The 18,393-nt window shown below is 34.2% G+C and carries 22 protein-coding genes and 1 pseudogene; 16 read left to right on the top strand and 7 right to left on the bottom strand.

Annotated elements, in window-relative coordinates; genetic code table 11:
* Positions 1–42: 42 nt before the first annotated feature.
* From DRF58_RS01355 to hisIE, 11 genes are all read left to right on the top strand, one after another.
* A complete protein-coding gene (locus DRF58_RS01355) occupies positions 43–1,227 on the top strand; it encodes an aspartate aminotransferase family protein (RefSeq protein ID WP_116031947.1) in 1,185 nt (394 codons plus the stop codon).
* A 444-nt stretch (positions 1,228–1,671) separates the two neighbouring features.
* A complete protein-coding gene (locus DRF58_RS01345) occupies positions 1,672–2,058 on the top strand; it encodes an START-like domain-containing protein (RefSeq protein ID WP_072997762.1) in 387 nt (128 codons plus the stop codon).
* 47 nt (positions 2,059–2,105) lie between these two features.
* A complete protein-coding gene (locus DRF58_RS01340; RefSeq protein WP_116031943.1) occupies positions 2,106–2,912 on the top strand; it encodes an aminotransferase class IV in 807 nt (268 codons plus the stop codon).
* A 230-nt stretch (positions 2,913–3,142) separates the two neighbouring features.
* On the top strand, positions 3,143–4,000 hold the full coding sequence (gene hisG / locus DRF58_RS01335) for an ATP phosphoribosyltransferase (protein ID WP_116031942.1): 858 nt from the start codon (positions 3,143–3,145) through the stop codon (positions 3,998–4,000).
* Complete coding sequence (gene hisD / locus DRF58_RS01330; RefSeq protein ID WP_116032016.1) at positions 4,000–5,292, top strand: histidinol dehydrogenase; 1,293 nt, start codon at positions 4,000–4,002, stop codon at positions 5,290–5,292. The genes hisG and hisD overlap by 1 nt, the downstream gene beginning before the upstream one ends.
* On the top strand, positions 5,282–6,316 hold the full coding sequence (gene hisC, locus DRF58_RS01325; RefSeq protein WP_116031939.1) for a histidinol-phosphate transaminase: 1,035 nt from the start codon (positions 5,282–5,284) through the stop codon (positions 6,314–6,316). The genes hisD and hisC overlap by 11 nt, the downstream gene beginning before the upstream one ends.
* 2 nt (positions 6,317–6,318) lie before the next feature.
* Entirely contained in the window at positions 6,319–7,452 is a 1,134-nt protein-coding gene (gene hisB / locus DRF58_RS01320) for a bifunctional histidinol-phosphatase/imidazoleglycerol-phosphate dehydratase HisB (RefSeq protein ID WP_116031936.1), read from the top strand.
* A 97-nt stretch (positions 7,453–7,549) separates the two neighbouring features.
* Complete coding sequence (hisH, locus tag DRF58_RS01315; RefSeq protein WP_116031933.1) at positions 7,550–8,131, top strand: imidazole glycerol phosphate synthase subunit HisH; 582 nt, start codon at positions 7,550–7,552, stop codon at positions 8,129–8,131.
* A gap of 171 nt (positions 8,132–8,302) precedes the next feature.
* Positions 8,303–9,019, top strand: coding sequence for a 1-(5-phosphoribosyl)-5-[(5-phosphoribosylamino)methylideneamino]imidazole-4-carboxamide isomerase (hisA, locus tag DRF58_RS01310; RefSeq protein ID WP_116031931.1), 717 nt, complete (start codon positions 8,303–8,305; stop codon positions 9,017–9,019).
* Entirely contained in the window at positions 9,019–9,771 is a 753-nt protein-coding gene (hisF, locus tag DRF58_RS01305) for an imidazole glycerol phosphate synthase subunit HisF (protein WP_116031928.1), read from the top strand. Before hisA ends, hisF begins: the two co-directional genes overlap by 1 nt.
* Positions 9,768–10,355 carry a bifunctional phosphoribosyl-AMP cyclohydrolase/phosphoribosyl-ATP diphosphatase HisIE gene (gene hisIE, locus DRF58_RS01300; RefSeq protein WP_116031926.1) on the top strand — a complete coding sequence of 196 codons (588 nt, stop codon included), beginning with the start codon at positions 9,768–9,770 and terminating at the stop codon, positions 10,353–10,355. The genes hisF and hisIE overlap by 4 nt, the downstream gene beginning before the upstream one ends.
* Positions 10,356–10,400: 45 nt before the next feature.
* Here the strand turns inward: hisIE and DRF58_RS01295 are convergent, their stop codons facing one another.
* Both DRF58_RS01295 and pdxH read right to left on the bottom strand, forming a co-directional pair.
* A complete protein-coding gene (locus DRF58_RS01295) occupies positions 10,401–10,982 on the bottom strand; it encodes an N-acetylmuramoyl-L-alanine amidase family protein (protein WP_116031923.1) in 582 nt (193 codons plus the stop codon).
* An 88-nt stretch (positions 10,983–11,070) separates the two neighbouring features.
* Complete coding sequence (gene pdxH / locus DRF58_RS01290) at positions 11,071–11,721, bottom strand: pyridoxamine 5'-phosphate oxidase (protein ID WP_116032014.1); 651 nt, start codon at positions 11,719–11,721, stop codon at positions 11,071–11,073.
* A gap of 330 nt (positions 11,722–12,051) precedes the next feature.
* On the opposite strand from pdxH, the gene DRF58_RS01285 reads away from it, so the two are divergent.
* The gene (locus tag DRF58_RS01285; RefSeq protein WP_116031920.1) at positions 12,052–12,600 is read left to right on the top strand and encodes a YqgE/AlgH family protein; all 549 of its coding nucleotides are present in this window, start codon (positions 12,052–12,054) and stop codon (positions 12,598–12,600) included.
* A gap of 52 nt (positions 12,601–12,652) precedes the next feature.
* Here the strand turns inward: DRF58_RS01285 and DRF58_RS01280 are convergent, their stop codons facing one another.
* The 4 genes from DRF58_RS01280 to DRF58_RS01265 form a co-directional block, all read right to left on the bottom strand.
* The gene (locus DRF58_RS01280; protein WP_116031918.1) at positions 12,653–12,832 is read right to left on the bottom strand and encodes a hypothetical protein; all 180 of its coding nucleotides are present in this window, start codon (positions 12,830–12,832) and stop codon (positions 12,653–12,655) included.
* Positions 12,833–12,841: 9 nt separating this feature from the next.
* Complete coding sequence (locus DRF58_RS01275) at positions 12,842–13,336, bottom strand: Smr/MutS family protein (RefSeq protein WP_116031916.1); 495 nt, start codon at positions 13,334–13,336, stop codon at positions 12,842–12,844.
* Positions 13,337–13,409: 73 nt separating this feature from the next.
* Complete coding sequence (locus DRF58_RS01270) at positions 13,410–13,907, bottom strand: metallophosphoesterase family protein (RefSeq protein ID WP_116031914.1); 498 nt, start codon at positions 13,905–13,907, stop codon at positions 13,410–13,412.
* 19 nt (positions 13,908–13,926) lie between these two features.
* The gene (locus DRF58_RS01265; RefSeq protein WP_116031911.1) at positions 13,927–14,229 is read right to left on the bottom strand and encodes a hypothetical protein; all 303 of its coding nucleotides are present in this window, start codon (positions 14,227–14,229) and stop codon (positions 13,927–13,929) included.
* Between the two features lie 81 nt (positions 14,230–14,310).
* On the opposite strand from DRF58_RS01265, the gene truA reads away from it, so the two are divergent.
* From truA to DRF58_RS19080, 4 genes and pseudogenes are all read left to right on the top strand, one after another.
* Positions 14,311–15,045, top strand: coding sequence for a tRNA pseudouridine(38-40) synthase TruA (gene truA, locus DRF58_RS01260; RefSeq protein WP_116031910.1), 735 nt, complete (start codon positions 14,311–14,313; stop codon positions 15,043–15,045).
* Between the two features lie 98 nt (positions 15,046–15,143).
* A complete protein-coding gene (locus DRF58_RS01255) occupies positions 15,144–16,886 on the top strand; it encodes an ABC transporter ATP-binding protein (RefSeq protein WP_116031907.1) in 1,743 nt (580 codons plus the stop codon).
* 54 nt (positions 16,887–16,940) lie between these two features.
* Complete coding sequence (locus DRF58_RS01250; RefSeq protein WP_116031906.1) at positions 16,941–17,177, top strand: hypothetical protein; 237 nt, start codon at positions 16,941–16,943, stop codon at positions 17,175–17,177.
* 32 nt (positions 17,178–17,209) lie between these two features.
* Positions 17,210–17,485: pseudogene (locus tag DRF58_RS19080) on the top strand (type II toxin-antitoxin system RelE/ParE family toxin); the annotation flags it as partial.
* 3 nt (positions 17,486–17,488) lie between these two features.
* Here DRF58_RS19080 and DRF58_RS01240 read toward each other — a convergent pair.
* Positions 17,489–18,313, bottom strand: a complete 825-nt coding sequence (locus tag DRF58_RS01240; protein WP_116031903.1) for a flavin reductase family protein — start codon at positions 18,311–18,313, stop codon at positions 17,489–17,491.
* Between the last annotated feature and the right edge of the window lie 80 nt (positions 18,314–18,393).

Raw genomic sequence — 18,393 nt, 5'->3', positions numbered from 1 at the left:
AAGCTCTAACAACGCTACCAAAAATCATTAACAATACTTCTAATGGATTTAAAAAATAATTTTTTCAACTACCAAGCCCAAACAACACCTTTCGCCTCAGGTTTCGAAGTCGAAAAAGCAGAAGGAAGTTACATCTATGGAAAAGACGGAAAAGCTTATCTAGATTTTGTAGCAGGCGTTTCCGCTAACACGCTTGGACATTCTCATCCAAAAGTCGTTAATGCTATCAAAGAGCAAACTGACAAATATCTTCACGTAATGGTTTACGGCGAATATGCGCAGGAAAAACCTGTTGAACTTTGCAGACTTTTGGCAGAAGCTACTCCCGAGCCTTTGGAAGTGACTTATCTTGTGAATTCCGGAGCAGAAGCCATTGACGGAAGTTTGAAACTGGCAAAACGTTACACTGGAAGAGAAGAAATCATCGCATTCAAAGAGGCTTATCACGGGAATACGCACGGCGCACTTTCTGTTGCAGGAAATGAAATTCATAAAAGAGAATTTCGTCCGTTGCTTCCAATGGTCAACTTCATTGAATTCAATAATGAAAATGATTTTGATAAAATTACAGAGAAAACCGCTTGTGTGATTGTAGAAACTATTCAAGGTGCGGCGGGTTTTATTATGCCGAAAGACAATTATTTCATCAATCTAAAAAAACGTTGTGAAGAAGTTGGTGCATTGTTGATTTTGGATGAGATTCAGCCTGGGTTTGGAAGAACCGGAAAACTATTTGCTTTTGAACATTTCGGGATTGCTCCTGACATTCTCGTGATGGGAAAAGGAATGGGCGGCGGTGTTCCAGTTGGCGCATTTATGAGTTCTAAGGAAATTATGTCAAGCCTCTCACACTCGCCGAAGTTGGGACATATTACAACGTTTGGAGGAAATCCATTAATTGCTGCTGCTTCACACGCTACTTTGAAAGAAGTTTTGGAAAGTGGACTGATGAACGAAACAGATAAAAAGGAAAAACTTTTCAAAGAACTACTCGTCCATCCGAAAATCAAAAATATCAATGGAAAAGGATTGATGCTGGCTGTGAATCTTGGAACACCTGACATTACAATAAAAACTATTTCAAAATGTATGGAAAAGGGATTAATTGTTTTTTTACAATTATATAGAAATGAATATCTGAGAATCTCTCCTCCACTTACAATCTCAGAAGACGAAATCCGAAAAGGTTGCGCGATTATTTTAGAAGCTTTGAATGAAGTTGAATAATTTTTGAATACAAAGCGTACTGAAATTTTTTGATAACTAAATGTTTTAAGTTCACAAAGGCGCTTCGCTTAAAGAAGAATTTATTATACACTTTGTCATTCTGTAGGAATCTAAACTTCGTTGTCGAGATTCCTACGGAATGACAAATTTCGTTTTTAGAGTAACCCTTGTTTTTTTTTGCAGAAACTGCAGCCCGACTTGAGCGGAAATCCTTTTTTGCTTGGACTCTAGTTTTATTTTTACTGAAATCGTCTGCAAAAAAGATTGGGAGTGGAAGGTGGATTAAGCTGCCATAATAATTGCAAAGTTTAGTATTCATCAATGGTCTAAAATCAACTAATAAAAATCATATTTATTTTCTATAAAAATTTTGAATTTCCATAGACATTTTCATTTGGAAATAAAAAATTAATTTATATATTGCGCCACAATTAGAATTAGAATATGGCGAAAACGAAAGTGCAGTATGAATACAATATGCATTGTCTCTCGGAGATTTTGTATGAGTATTTGGCAAGTGCAGAAGGATTATCAGAGTGGTTTGCAGACGACGTTGTAGAGCGTGGTGACGATTTCTTTTTCAGCTGGGGCGGTGGTCCTGCTGAGAGAGCTACACTTATCCGTTACAAGCCTGAAAGTTTTGTGAGATTCCGTTGGGAAGAAGACGAAGGAACTAAATATTTCTTCGAGCTTTCTATCGTTATCGACGAAATTACAGACGACCTTTCTCTTAATATTACTGACTTTTGTGAGGATGGTGATGAGGAAGAAAACAGACTCTATTGGGAAAACCTGATAGAAAATTTACAGATAAAATTAGGTGCAGCTTAATATTTTTAGATGAACGATTTTATCGTTCATTATTTTTTTATACTACAATGCAAAAATTAGTTTATACCGAAGATAATCTCCAACTCATCAACCGTTCTTTTCTTTATGGTGATTCGGTTTGGGTTTCGTTCTTTGTCAGAAACGGACAACTCATAATGGCAGAAGAATCCTATTTTTTCCTAATGGCATCGATGAGGAAAATGAGGCTGAATATCCCATTAAGTTACACTCTAGAATTCTTTCAGGAATTGTTCCAAAGAGAAGTTCTTGACCAAGGAATCCAGAACGGAATTATCCAACTGATGGCTTACAGAAAACAGGAAGATAAACCTCTTCCCAAATCTGAAACGGCTTTCTATTTTGAAATCGAAGAATCCAATGACATCCTTGACATCAAAGGAAATATCGAATTGGATTTGATTAAGGAAATCAATGTGAATGCTAATCTTTTAAGTAACATCCGAGTTCATTCCGCGGAGAATATCTATGCGGAAATCTATGCGAAAGAAAATGATTTGGATGACGTCATTCTTCTAAATCCGAACAAGAAAATCGCAAGAAGTATTTTCGGAAATCTTTTATTTCTTCAAGAGAATGTGATTAAAATTCCTAAGCAAACGGAAGGCGCATACATTTCGCCTTTGATGGAAAACTTTGTCACTTTTATTCATAAAAATAAATTGGCAGAAATTGAAGAAGCAGAAATCATCGCTTTCGAATCTCAAAAAGCTGAAGAAATCCTGAGAATCTCTGATGAAAAGGGCGTTCATTCGGTTTCTAAAATCAGAAATAAATCGTTTGAAAATACGAGATTTTCCGAAATGGTTACTCAATGGAAAAATAGTTTTCTGTAATTATTTCAAAAAAAAATCTAAATTATTTAAAAATTAGTTCTACATTTGTCCCAACAAAAAAGCAAGAAATGTCTATACAACTTATGCATCATCATCATCATTTTCACGTCCAGGCGGGAAGGTAGTGATATGTCATAACTTCAAAATAATATTAACCGTCTGAGTAATCAGACGGTTTTTTGTTTTCCAATTTTCCATTGTTTACTCAGGCTTTATCTATAAAATCAAAAATGAGTAAACTAAGATTAGCCATTCAAAAAAACGGAAGACTGAGCGAAAAGTCTCTGAAACTTCTGGAAGAATGTGGCATCAAAATCTCCAACGGAACTAGAAAACTGAAATCTGTCTCCTCTAATTTTCCTTTAGAAATTCTTTTTCTTCGCGATGACGATATTCCGCAATATGTGGAGCAAGGCGTTGCTGACATTGGTATTATAGGTCTTAATGAAGTCTTAGAACAAAAGAAAAACATTGCAGTAGTCCAGAAACTGGGTTTTGCTCAGTGCAGATTGTCTCTGGCAATTCCGAAAGAAGAAACTTATAGCGGAATTCAATATTTCGAAAATAAAAAAGTGGCAACTTCTTATCCCGAGATTCTTTCAAGCTTTTTCAAAGAAAAAAACATCAATGTACAAATCGAAAAAATTGGTGGAAGCGTAGAAATTGCTCCTGGAATTGGTCTTTCAGATGGCATTTTCGACATCATCAGCACTGGTTCTACTCTGCTGACTAATGGTTTGAAAGAAGTAGAAACTGTTTTGGAAAGCGAAGCCGTTTTGATTTCCAGCGAGAATTTGTCGAATGAAAATCAAGAAATTCTAAAGAAACTTTTATTCAGGATTAACGCTGTAAAAGAAGCTTCCGAAAGTAAATATATTCTCTTGAATGCACCAAATGAAAACCTCGAAAAAATCATCAATCTTTTACCTGGGATGAAATCTCCAACTGTTCTTCCTCTAGCTGAAAACGGTTGGTCATCAATCCATTCAGTTATCAAAGAAGATAAATTTTGGGACGTGATTGAGAATCTGAAAAAAGAAGGCGCACAAGGAATCTTGGTTTTAGAAATTGAAAAAATGATATTATGATGAAGCAGTTTAATTATCCTAAAGTTTCTGAATGGAAATCGCTTTGTGAAAGACCTTTGCAAAATCAAGAAAATCTTGAAAGTCAGATTAAAGAAGTTTTTTCTGAAGTTAAAAATAATGGAGACAAAGCGTTGAAGTTTTTCACAGAAAAATTCGACAACGTCATTTTAAATGATTTAAAAGTTTCAGAAATCGAAGTTGATGAAGCAAACAATTTAGTTCCCGATGAATTAAAATCAGCTATAAAATTGGCTTCTGAAAATATTAGAAAATTTCACAGTTCTCAACAAGAAGAGAAAAAAATCATCGAGACAACCGAAGGTGTTTTCTGCTGGCGAGAAAACCGAGCAATTGAAAATATTGGGATTTATATTCCTGGCGGAACGGCGCCTTTGTTTTCTACAGTTTTGATGTTGGGAATTCCCGCGACTATTGCAGGTTGTAAAAACATTTCGCTGTGTTCGCCTCCCGATAAAAACGGAAAAATTAATCCAGCGATTTTGTTCACAGCAAACTTAATTGGAATTAAAAATATTTTCAAAGTTGGTGGAAGTCAAGCGATTGCAGCTTTGACTTTTGGAACAGAAACCATTCCGAAAGTAGATAAGATTTTTGGACCTGGGAATCAATATGTGACAACTGCGAAACAATTGGCTCTTAACTACAATGTTGCTATCGATATTCCAGCTGGCCCAAGTGAAGTTTTGATTATTGCGGATGAAACTTCTGTTCCAGAGTTTGTTGCTTCAGATTTGCTTTCCCAAGCCGAACACGGAACTGATTCTCAGGTGATTTTACTAAGTAATTCTGATAAAATCATTAAAGAATTTAATATTGAAATTGAGAAACAACTTGCAGAATTACCACGAAAAGAAATAGCTAAAATCGCCTTAAAAAACAGCAAATCAATTTTGTTAAGTTCCATCGATGAAGCTATTAATTTTTCAAATTATTACGCACCAGAACATTTGATTTTAGCAATCGAAAATGCTGAAAGTTTCACCAACAAAATCACCAATGCGGGTTCTGTTTTTCTAGGAAATTACAGTCCTGAAAGTGCGGGCGACTATGCTTCCGGAACCAATCACACTTTGCCGACCAATGGTTTTGCCAAAAATTACAGCGGTGTTTCTCTGGACAGTTTTGTTAAGAAAATCACGTTTCAAAATATCACAAAAACTGGAATTAAAAATCTTGGACAAACCATTGAAGTAATGGCAGAAGCCGAAGAATTAATTGCTCATAAAAATGCCGTTTCAATCCGATTAAAATATTTAGAAAATGACAATTAATATAAAAAACTTAGTTCGAAAAAATATTTTGAGCTTGAACCCATATTCTTCCGCTAGAGATGAGTTTGAAGGTGAAAACGGAATTTTTCTAGATGCGAATGAAAATCCTTTCGGAGAACTGAATCGTTATCCTGATCCTTATCAAAGAAAAATAAAACAGAAATTGAGTGAGCTCAATCAAATTCCAACTGAAAATATTTTTCTCGGAAACGGAAGCGACGAAGTGATTGATTTGGCTTTCAGAATATTTTGTGAACCAAAAAAAGATAAGGTTTTGACATTTTTGCCAACTTATGGGATGTACGAAGTTTCTGCCAATATCAATGATGTAGAATTAATCAATCTTGATTTGACCGAGGATTTTCAAATCAATTTGGAAAATTTGAAACCTTATTTTAATGACGAAAATTTGAAAATAATTTTCATTTGTTCGCCCAATAATCCGACGGGAAATTCGATCAAAAATATAAAATACATTCTGGAAAACTTCAACGGAATTGTCTTTATTGATGAAGCCTACATCGATTTTAGTCCAGAAGAAAGTTTCAGAAATCAAATCAAAAATTATCCAAATCTTATTGTCAGCCAAACATTCAGCAAAGCTTGGGGAATGGCTTCTGTGCGAGTTGGAATTGCTTATGCTTCCGAAGAAATCATTAAATTTTACAATAAAGTAAAACCGCCTTACAATATCAGTCAACTTAATCAAGATGCAATTCTAAACACACTTAATGATGAAAATATAAATCAGGTTTCAGAAAATATAAAAATCATTTTAGAGGAGAAAAAAAGCTTAATTCAAAACTTAGAAAAACTGGACTTGGTTAAGAAAATCTTCCCTTCAGATGCCAATTTCATTTTGATTGCAGTTGACAATGCAGATTCAGTTTATCAAGAATTAGTTAAGAAAAAAGTGATTATTAGAAACCGAAATTCGGTTATAAAAAACTGTTTGAGAATTACGGTCGGTTCTCCAGAAGAAAATCAAAAATTGATAGAAACACTCCAAACAATCAAAATTTAAAAATGAAAAAATTACTATTTATAGACCGCGACGGAACTTTGGTTCTTGAGCCCGAAGATTATCAGGTTGATTCTTTTCAAAAACTGAAATTCTATCCACAAGTCTTGACTTATCTTTCAAAAATCGCGAAAGAATTGGATTACGAATTTGTAATGGTGACTAATCAAGACGGTTTGGGAACTGATTCTCATCCTGAAGAAAATTTTTGGCCAATTCAGAATTTCATTATCGAAACGTTTGAAAATGAAGGTGTGAAATTCGAAGATATTTTCATTGATAAAACTTTTGCAAAAGATAATGCGCCAACCAGAAAACCAAATATAGGTTTGCTGACAAAATATTTCGATAAAGACATTTATGATTTAGAAAATTCATTCGTGATTGGTGACAGAATTACTGATGTGAAATTGGCGAAAAACCTTAATTCAAAAGCAATTTTTATTAGTAATGATGAAAATCTGGGCGCAGATGAGATTTTGGAAAATGATGATTTGGATAGTGTAATTGCTCTCGGAACAACTTCTTGGAAAGAAATTTATGAATTCCTGAAACTCGAAAACAGAACTTCAGAAATTATCCGAAATACCAACGAAACCAAAATTAAAATCAATCTGAATCTGGACGGAACAGGAAAATCCAATATTGATACAGGAATTGCATTCTTCGACCATATGCTCGACCAAATTGCGAAACACGGTCAAATGGATTTGGAAATCAAGGTTGACGGAGATTTGGAAGTTGATGAACATCACACGATTGAAGATACAGGAATTGCATTGGGCGAAGCTTTTTATCAGGCTTTAGGAAACAAATTGGGAATCGAGCGTTACGCTTTTGTTTTACCAATGGACGATTGTCTGGCACAGGTTGCTTTGGATTTTGGCGGACGAAATTGGATCGTTTGGGATGCAGAATTCAAACGAGAAATGATTGGAAAAATGCCAACCGAAATGTTCTTTCATTTCTTTAAATCTTTTTCAGATTCAGCGAAAGCAAATCTCAATATCAAAGCCGAAGGCGACAATGAACATCACAAAATAGAATCGATTTTTAAAGCGTTTGCAAAATGTTTAAAATCCGCAGTGAAGAGTGATTCGGAAAAAATGATTTTACCGTCAACAAAAGGAATGTTGTAGGAGACAATTAGATAATAGACGGATAGATGATGGACGTTGAATCTGGCATATATTATCTATCAGTCTATTATCTATCATCTTATTTTAAAAAAAAAATATGAAAACTGTCATTATAGATTATAAAGCAGGAAATGTTCAAAGTCTTCTGTTCGCAATAGAAAGATTGGGATTTTCTGCCAAACTCACCAATAATTTTGATGAAATTTCTAAAGCTGACAAAGTCATTTTCCCCGGAGTTGGAGAAGCTTCTTTTGCAATGAATTCTCTCAAAGAAACAGAATTAGATTTGCTAATTCCCGAACTAAAACAACCGCTTTTGGGCATTTGTCTTGGAATGCAATTGTTGTGCAAAGATTCGGAAGAAGGCAACACAAAAGCTTTGGGAATTTTTGATGTTTCGGTCAAAAAATTTCCAAATTCGGTTTTGGTTCCGCAGATTGGCTGGAATCAGATTTATGATTTGAAGTCGGATTTGTTTAAAGATATTCCCGAACAAAGTTATATGTATCTCGTTCACAGTTATTACGCTGAGAAAAATGAAAATACAATTGCCACAACAGACTATTCCGAGTCTTACAGCACAGCTTTGCAGAAAGATAATTTTTTCGGCGTTCAATTTCACCCGGAAAAAAGTGGTGTTTTCGGAAGTAAAATATTAGAAAACTTTTTAAAATTATGATTGATTTGAACCACAAAAGACACAAAAGGAAAAATTAAAATAAAAGCTTTTCAAAAGAAAACAAAATTTCAAATAAACCTATTTTGAACTTTTGAACAACTAAAAAATATAAAAATATTTTGTGCCTTTTGTGGTTAAAAGCTATTAATTCATTAAAAATAAAAATAGAAAATGAGAATTATCCCTGCAATAGATATCATCAACGGAGAGTGCGTTCGGCTTTCCAAAGGCGATTACAATCAGAAAACGATTTATAATCCCAACGTTTTAGAAGTCGCGAAAAACTTCGAAGATAACGGAGTACAATTTCTGCATTTGGTAGATTTGGACGGTGCAAAACAAAACCGAATCATCAATCATAAAATCTTAGAAAAAATCTCTTCTGAAACCAATTTAATCATAGATTTTGGAGGCGGCTTAAAATCCGAAGAAGATATCAAAATCGCTTTTGAAAGTGGCGCAAAACAAGTGACTTTGGGAAGCGTTGCCATTAAAAATCCAGAATTATTTTTAATAACTTTAGAAAAATATGGTTCAGAAAAAATTATTTTGGGAGCAGATGCAAGGCAAGAAAAAATTGCTGTTTCGGGTTGGCTAGAAGAAAGCGAAACCAATATTTATAATTTCATCAAAGAAAAAACAGAAAACGGAATCCTATATGTTATCTCCACAGATATTGAGAAAGACGGAATGTTGGAAGGCCCTTCTTTCGATTTATATGAAAAAATAATTGGCGAAAATCCTGATATTAAACTAATTGCTTCCGGTGGAATTACTTCTACTAATGATTTGTTTCAATTAAAATCTTTGGGTTGCGAAGGTGCAATTATCGGGAAAGCTTTGTATGAAAACCGAATCACGTTTAACGATTTAAAACCATTTCTCTAATGTTAGCAAAAAGAATCATTCCTTGTCTCGACATCAAAAACGGAGAAACGGTAAAAGGCGTTAATTTTTTGGATTTGAAAGAAGTAGGAAATCCTGTGGAAATGGCTATCAAGTATTCTAATCAAGGTGCAGACGAATTGGTTTTTCTGGACATTTCTGCAACCGAAGAACGTCGGAAAACCTTGATTCCGTTGGTTAGAGATATTGCGAAACACATCAATATTCCGTTTACGGTTGGAGGCGGAATTATTGCGCTTGAAAATGTGGAAGAACTTCTGAAAAACGGCGCTGATAAAATCACGATTAATTCGGCGGCGTTGTCCAATCCCAATCTAGTAACCGAAGTTGCCAAACGTTTTGGTTCGCAATGTATGGTTGTAGCGATTGACACAAAACTGGTTGAAAATCAAAACAAAATTTTCAGTAACGGCGGAAAAATCGAGACTGAAAAAGAATTGTTCTCTTGGGCAAAAGAAGTTGAAAATCTCGGAGCAGGCGAAATCCTCTTAACCTCGATGAATACAGACGGAACGAAAGCTGGATTCGCCATTGAAATCACAAAACAACTTGCAGAATTGGTGAACATTCCTGTGATTGCTTCCGGAGGTGCGGGAACAATGAAACATTTTAAAGATGTTTTTACAGAAACCAAAGCGACCGGAGCTTTGGCGGCGAGTATTTTTCATTTCAATGAAATCGCAATTCCGGAACTTAAAAATTATTTAAAATCTAAAAACTTATCAATACGATGACTATAAAATTTGATAAAAATACAGGCTTAGTTCCCGTTATTATTCAGGATTATCTCAACTTAAAAGTACTTATGTTGGGATATATGAATCAAGACGCTTTTGACAAAACTTTGCAGGAAAAACGAGTCACTTTCTTTTCCCGTTCCAAAAACCGTCTCTGGACAAAAGGTGAAACTTCGGGAAATTTTTTGGAATTAATTGATTGGAAATTAGATTGTGATAACGATACGATTCTCATCAAAGCGAAACCGCTTGGACCAACTTGTCACAAAGGAACGACGACTTGTTTTGCAGAAGAAACGGACAAAGGTTTTTTGTATGAATTACAGCAAACAATTTCTGATAAAATTGATAATAATGATGAGAATTCTTACACCAATTCTCTATTTAAAAGTGGTATCAATAAAGTAGCGCAAAAAGTGGGCGAAGAAGCTGTGGAACTGGTCATTGAAGCGAAAGATAATAATGACGAATTGTTTTTAAATGAAGCCGCAGATTTGCTTTATCATTATTTGATTTTGTTGAAGGCCAAAGGTTTTACAATTGAAGATGTTGAGAAAATTTTAAAATCCAGAAGTAAATAAAAAAACCAGCAAAATTGCTGGTTTTCGTCTATTTTATTTGGATAATTAATGTTCATTAATTACACTTAATATTTTTTCTGCCGTTTCCGTTTGTCCCTTTTCGCTGGCAAGATAATCTCTCTCGTCAGGATTATTGATAAATCCCAATTCCAACAAAACAGTTGGCGTTTTGGACTCTCTCAAAATATGGAGATTTGCCGTTTTCACTTTAGAATTTTGAAATTTTTCTGAAAACTTGTTTGCCAATTTTTTTGAGGATTCATTGTCTTGGAAGAAAACTTCAAATCCTTTCATCTCTGTACTTTGTCTCGGTGAGTTGTTAAGGTGTAGAGAAATAGCATAATCAGGTTTTAACTCATTGATTTTTCCTGTTCTCTGAGATAATGACGGATAACTATCATCATCTCTGGTCAATATGATTTCGAGATTTTGATTTTGGTTTAAGGCTTTGATTTTTTTAGCGATATTAAGAACAATCTCTTTTTCAGAAATCCCATTTCGGTTCGCTCCAAAATCACTTCCGCCGTGACCAGCATCAATGACCACTATTTTTTTCTCTTTTGAAAAGCTGAATGACAATAAAACGACAAGCGCAACAACGCTCATAATTCTCAGTAAATTTTTCATAATTAATTCGCTTATAATGATTTATAAAACAAATAACGAAAAAATAAACCAAAATCTGCGTTAAAGCTATTATAAAAAATGTTAAGATTTAAGGAGCTAATCTGGAAATCTTCCAATCAAAATCTTCTGTCAAAGAATATAAAATCCTGTCGTGAAGACGGTTTGGTCTGCCTTGCCAAAATTCGATTTCGTAGGGTTTTGCGATGTAACCGCCCCAATTTTCCGGTCTTGGGATTTCTTTGTTGTCGTATTCGGTTTCTAAATCTATTAGTTTGTTTTCTAGGAAGCTTCTGTCCGGAATTTCCTGACTTTGCGGCGAAACAACTGCGCCCAGCTGACTTCCTTTCGGCCTGGAATGAAAATAACCGTCGCTCAGGTTTTCTGCTATTCTTTCTACATCGGCTTTGATGATGATTTGACGTTCCAGACTTGGCCAGAAAAAATGAAGACAGGCTTTTTTAGTTTTCTCGAGTGATTTCCCCTTTCGGCTTTCGTAATTGGTATAAAAAATAAAACCTTCCCAATTGTAAGACTTCAGCAAAACCATTCTGGTTCTTGGGCAACCGTCGTCTTCGACTGTAGAAATCGCCATAGCGTTGGCTTCGGAAACTTGTGGGTTTTCTTCGGCTTCCAGAAACCAGTTTCGGAATTGCTCGATTGGATTGGCTTTGATTTCACTTTCGACTAATTGAGACTTATCGTAAACTTTTCTTTTATCGTGGAGGTTTTCGTTGTTCATTTTATGATTGAGATGCTTTATAATATTGATTTTTTTTAAACGCAAAGTTCGCAAAGATTTTATTGATTCAATGTTTTAGGAGTCGCAAAGACGCTTCGCTCATCAAAGAAAAACTAAATAGAAGGTTTATGTTGGATTCTTTGACAAATTTTCCTTTTTTGCGAAGCGCGCCCCGACCTGAGTGGAGCTCTTTTTGTTTTTTCTAAAAAAACAAAAAAGCGGGAACGGAGGGCGGATAAAGGCGCCCAAATTATTCAAATTGCCACAATTTTAGATTAATTTTTGCTTGAATTCTTTTTCAAAAAAAATATTTTTTAATAGCTTTGATAGATGAATTACTCTTACAAAGGTAAAATTTTAATCTCAACGCCTGATATTTCCGGCGATATATTTTCGCGTTCTGTGGTGCTGATTATTGAGCATAATGAAAATGGTGCTTTTGGGCTGATTTTGAACAAAAAGAACAAAAATATTAGTTCACGTCTGCTGAATATTTTCGGATTTCCAGTGGATTTGTATGAAGGCGGACCTGTGGAAAATGATAAGGTTTATTTTATGCTGAAAGGTCAAAAAATTACGGAGGAATATTCTGAAATCAATGATGAATTCTATATTACGGATGATATAGATTCCGTTGTTTCATCAATTATTGAAGGTTCTACTAACATCGAAAATATCAAGGTTTTTTCTGGATATTCGGGTTGGTCTCCATTGCAACTTGAGGGCGAAATCCAGCGTAAAATGTGGACAATTGTAGATGTTTACAACTTAGATTATACGCTTCCAAATGACCAGAATCTTTGGAAAAATATTATGCAAAATCTCGGCGGAGAGTTTCTTCTTTGGGCAAATGCACCGGAAGATGTGAGTTTGAATTAAATTTTACCTCAGAAAAAAGTCGCAAACTATATATCCAGTTTTCGACTTTTTTTTATTTTATATTCTTCTCTGACTTTATTTTTTTAGTCAGATCCTGAACTTCGATGTAAGAATCTGTTCTACTGATTTTTTCAGGATAATAAGAGATGTTGCTTTCGGTTTTATATTGGGTTTGAGCAAAACTCAATGCAAATATTAAAATTAAAATAAGACTGATTTGTTTTCTGCACATAATTACTTTTTATAAAAATTTGACTTCCACATTTCCGGATTGATGATAGAAAAATCCGTCACTGTCGTATTCGATATTTGTAAGACCTTCCAAAACATCATAAACCATTTTTTGCAAAACACCATCGCCGATTCCGTGGATGATTTGTAATGTTTTGATTTTATTCTTTCTACAAAAATCAATGGCTTCCTGCAATTTCTCTCTCTGGATCATCAATCTTTCAAACGCTTCATAATCTGAAGGATTTTTGACTAATAATTCAAAATGCAAATCCAATTTCAAAGGTGCTTTGTTATGCTTTTTCGAGGTAATTTTTGGAGTTTCTTTTTTCTTGATAATTGGAGAATTTTCGTATAAATCGGAATCGATGATTGTTAATTGATCTTTCGAAAAATTATAAGTGAAGCCGTGTTCATCCTCGATTTTCACCTGATTGGCAATAATTTTCAAAACCTTACCTCTAAGATTTTCGTCGATTACAGAAACTAAATCTCCAACTTTCATCCTTAATTATAATTGATAAATGATGATTTATAAATGATTAAAAAACTCACAAACTCTTTAATTCTAAAAATTCTCAAACCCGACTTCCAAGTTCTATAATTTCCAAATCCTTGATTTCATCTTTATGAATGGTAAAACGCATCATTGTTCTCACCTTATGCCAACCTGATTTTCCACAAGCACCGGGATTGAGATGAAGAAGATTATTCTTTTTATCAAACATTGCTTTCAGAATATGAGAATGTCCTGAAATGAATAATTTCGGTTTTTTCTCGGCAATTTCTTTCTTAGCTAAAGGCGAATATTTATCAGGATAACCACCAATATGAATCATCAGAACATCCACTTCTTCGCATTTAAAACTCAAAACTTCTGGGAAAATCGTTCGGATTTTAGCTTCATCAATATTTCCGTAAACTCCTCGCAAAGGTTTTATTTTTTCGAGTTCTTCAATCACTTTCATATTCCCAAAATCTCCGCAATGCCAAACTTCATCAGCATCTTTTGCATAATCAAGAATGCGGTCATCGATGTAAGAATGTGTGTCTGATAAAAGAAGAATACGTTTCATTTTAGATTTAAATTAATTATTAAAGCTGAAAAGAAATCCCATATTTTGCAAAATACCAAATGGCTCCTGCAAGTGATAGTCCCAATAACAGCAAAACTATCAGAATCCAAAATGCTAAAGTCCTAACTCCTTTTTTATACAAAATAACGAATGTGAGTTGTAAAGCAATGAAAAGTATCAGCAATACAACAACGTTGACTATAATCTGGGTTTGAGATAACCCTTGACTGAAAAGAAAGACAGAAACCAGCACAAATATAATAACCATTAGTTTTATAAATTCGGCAGGATTGGAAAGCTTATTTGTTTTGAGAGGTTTCATTCTTTAGGATTTTTCGAATCACGAAATTACGAATTAAGAATTCTTTATAATTAAAAAAAATTCAGGAAATTTACAGCCGAAATGAGATATTTTATAGAGTTTTCTTACAACGGTTCGGCTTACTTTGGTTATCAGATCCAGCCAAATCAGATTTCTGTTCAGGAAGAGTTGGAGAAAGCATTATCCACTATTCTTCGCAAGCCTATCAAAACAACGGGAGCCGGAAGAACGGATACAGGTGTCCACGCAAAAAAGATGTTTGCCCATTTTGAAATCGATGAAAATGTGGATGATAACTTAGTTCATAAACTCAATTCATTTTTGTCAGAAAACATCGCCATAAAAAAAATATTTGAAGTCCCAGCAGATCTACACGCCAGGTTCGATGCTACTTACAGAACGTATGAATATTATATTTCATTAGAAAAAAATCCGTTTTCCAAAGATTCTTCTTGGCAATATTGGCGTCAAAAACCGTTGGATATTAACCTGATGAATGAAGCTTGCAAAATCCTTTTTGAATATGATGATTTTACCAGCTTTGCCAAACTTCACACCGATAACAAAACCAACATTTGCAAAATCTATAAAGCAGAATGGGAACAACTTGGAAATCAATTAAAATTCACGATTTCTGCCGATAGATTTTTGAGGAATATGGTACGAGCGATTGTAGGAACGATGGTAGAAGTTGGAAGCGGAAAAATCGCACCAAACGATTTGCGCCTAATCATTGAAGACAAATTCCGAAATTCTGCGGGTGTTTCTGCGCCTGCGCAAGGTCTTTTTCTGGTAGATGTTGGCTATGATTTTTAATTTTTATTTAAATCATTAAGCTGAGATTTCAATTTTTAATGTCTTATTTTTGCAACGGTTTTTTCAATTCTGAAAAAATTTACCGAATCTAAAAGAAAATGAAGCAACAAACTACTTGGGACATTGTAAAACGATTATTTTTAATCGGAATGAAATTTAGGTCGTGGTTTATTTTTACACTAATTATTTCAATTTTTCTAGCAATCGTTTCCACTTACAGACCGATTCTTACTAAAAATGTTGTTGATATAGACATTGTTCAGCTTAAGGATAAAGCCCAGCTGATGAAGCACATCTATCTGCTGATTGGATTGGTAATTGCTGAAACGGTTCTTAACTTTTTCTTGGTTTACTTTTCAAATTTCATTTCTCAGAATGTAATCCGTGATATCCGTGAAAGATTGTATCACAAGCTGATTTATTTCAAAACGGCATTTTTTGACAAAACCGCGATTGGAAATCTTGTAACAAGAGCTGTCGGCGATGTTGAAACCATTGCAACAGTTTACACAGATGGATTTTTGATGGTTTTTGGTGATATCTTGAGAATTATAATGGTTCTTTTTGCAATGTTTCAGGTGGATACCCATCTCAGTTTGATTTCTCTGGCAATTCTTCCGATAATGGTTGTGATTACGAGAGTTTTCCAAAAGAAATTGAAGGTTGCATTTGGTTCTGAAAGAAGTTGGACTGCTACACAAAACAGTTTTGTTCAGGAACGTTTGGCTGGAATGTCATTAATCCAAGTTTTTAATAGAGAAGAAGCTGAGTTTAAGAAATTTGATACGATTAATATTGAACTGAAAAAAGCTTTACTAAAAACAGTTTTTATCTTTTCATTATTCTTTCCTGTCGTTGAATTGATTTCGTCACTTTTCATTGGATTTATTCTATTTTATGGCGGATTTATCAAATCTACGCCGGGAGTTATCATTGCGTTTATTCAGTTTATCAATATGTTGATTCGTCCGTTGAGACAGATTGCGGATAGATTTAATAATATCCAGAGAGGAATTGTAGGTGCAGAAAGAGTTCTTGGCGTAATGGACGAAGACCAAGCGATGCCCAATAACGGAACAATTGCCAAAGACCATTTTGATGGAAAAATCGAGTTTGAGAAAGTTCATTTTGCTTACGATGAAAAACAGGAAGTTTTGAAAGGCATTGATTTCAAAGTAAATCCAGGTGAAACTGTCGCCATTGTAGGAGCAACCGGAGCTGGAAAATCCACGATTATTAGTCTAATTACCAGATTATACGACATTAATTCCGGAAAAATAATGCTGGATGATGTGGACATCAGAGATTATGAATTGTATAATCTAAGAAGTCATATTGGTGTTGTTCTTCAGGATGTTTTCCTTTTCCACGGCAGTATTTTTGAAAATCTGACTTTGGGTGACGAAGACATTACACTCGAAAAGATCAAAAAAGCAGCACGCGAAATTGAAGTGGATGAGTTTATTGAAAGTTTGCCCAACGGTTATGATTATGTGGTAAGTGAAAGAGGTTCATCAATCTCCCTTGGACAAAGACAATTACTTTCATTCTTAAGAGCATATCTTTCTGACCCGAAAATTCTGATTCTTGACGAAGCCACTTCATCTATAGACCAAGAAAGTGAAAAATTAATCCAACGAGCGACTGAAAAAATCACGAAAAACAGAACTTCAATTATTATTGCTCACAGACTTTCTACAATCGAGAAAGCGGATAAAATCATCGTAATGGACCACGGACTGATTGTAGAAGAAGGAACACACCAGGAGCTTCTGGCGAAGAATGGTTATTATTCAGTTCTTTATAAGGCTCAGGTTGTGAGTGAAATTGATACTCAATAGATTTTCGATTTTCATTAAGAATAAATTTGTAAATTTGATTAAAACCTATTGAAAATGAATATCGAATCGAGAAAAATAGAATTTGTTCAGGCTTTTCTGAATCTTCAAAGTGAGGAGTTGATTTCTCAATTCGAAAAACTCTTGAAAAAAGCTAAACAATCTGAAAGAGAATTGGAACCATTTTCCATTGAAGAATTGAACTCTCGTATAGATTCGTCATTAGAAGATTCTACAAATGATGAAATAACAGAATCAAATGAACTACTTTCTGAAATCAGACAATGGCAATGAAAATATTCTGAACAGCTTTTGCTAAAAGAGAATTAAGGAATATTTTCGATTATTATAAAATAAAAGCAAGTCCGAAAATTGCCCAAAATCTAATCATTGAAATTGTGGAGAAAACTAATGCTTTAGATTTTCAATCTAAAATAGGACAAAAGGAAGAGCTACTTTCTGACAGGAAAGAAAATTTCAGATATTTAGTTTCCAAAAATTACAAAATAATTTATTGGATTAATGAAGAAAAGAACAGGATTGAAATCGTTGACGTTTTCGACACTCGCCAAAATCCTTTAAAAATAGAACGAGAGAAATAATTTTTAATCAATTCTCAAAATTTCCCAAGCTTCCTCAATTTCATTGTTTTTTAAAAAACTTTGTGCTAATAAATGTACATCTTTTTCGGAAGAAAAATTCCCAATCGGTAAAATTTCTACATTCGCTAACATTCCCAAATCGTTACCTGTAAAAACATTGCTTTGTTTGATTTCGTTGGGAAGCTGGTCGTAACCAATTCCTTTTGTAACCAAAGGTTTAGGAACTTCAAAAAGGTTATTTTCATTGTTTCTGGAATAATAATTACTTCCTAGTCGTGCTACCAAATCCAGTTGTTTCTGGTCAAGATTTCCAGCTTCATCTAGATATTTTTCTTTGATATGAATTTTGACAATTTCCGCAATTACAAGATTTCCCGAACCACCAAAATTCCCGAGCGATTTTATTTCGAGAACTTTACATTCGAAATTAACCGGAGATTCAGCAATCAGAGGTGGTTTTACAATATCTGCTGATTTCATTGTCAATCCTGATTTGATAAACTCATTCACACCGTCTTCATATTCTGTACTCGCCAAAGAAACCTGTTGAACCATATCAAAATTCACATTTCCAATCACCAATTCCGGAACTTCTTTCAGGTTCTCCAAAGTATGTTTTGTGGTATTATCACGAACTCTTCTGGAAGGCGAAATAATCACAATCGGCGGAACTGTGCTGAACATATTGAAAAAACTGAAAGGTGAAAGATTGATTTCTCCTTTGCTGTTAATCGTACTTGCCAAAGCAATCGGTCTTGGTGCAATTGCAGTTTGCATTACTTGTTGTAATTGCATTGCAGGAATATCGGAAGGGATGATTGTTTTCATTATTTTTAACACTTAAGTTACTTTTGAGTTTTAAAATTAATTTTGATTAAGTACAATTAAGTTTTGAAAATCAAAGATTT

It is taken from the genome of Epilithonimonas hispanica (genome assembly GCF_003385395.1).
Classification (GTDB): domain Bacteria; phylum Bacteroidota; class Bacteroidia; order Flavobacteriales; family Weeksellaceae; genus Epilithonimonas; species Epilithonimonas hispanica.
Note: the sequence above shows the minus strand (reverse complement) of the source record. Positions and strands in the feature narration are given on the sequence as shown.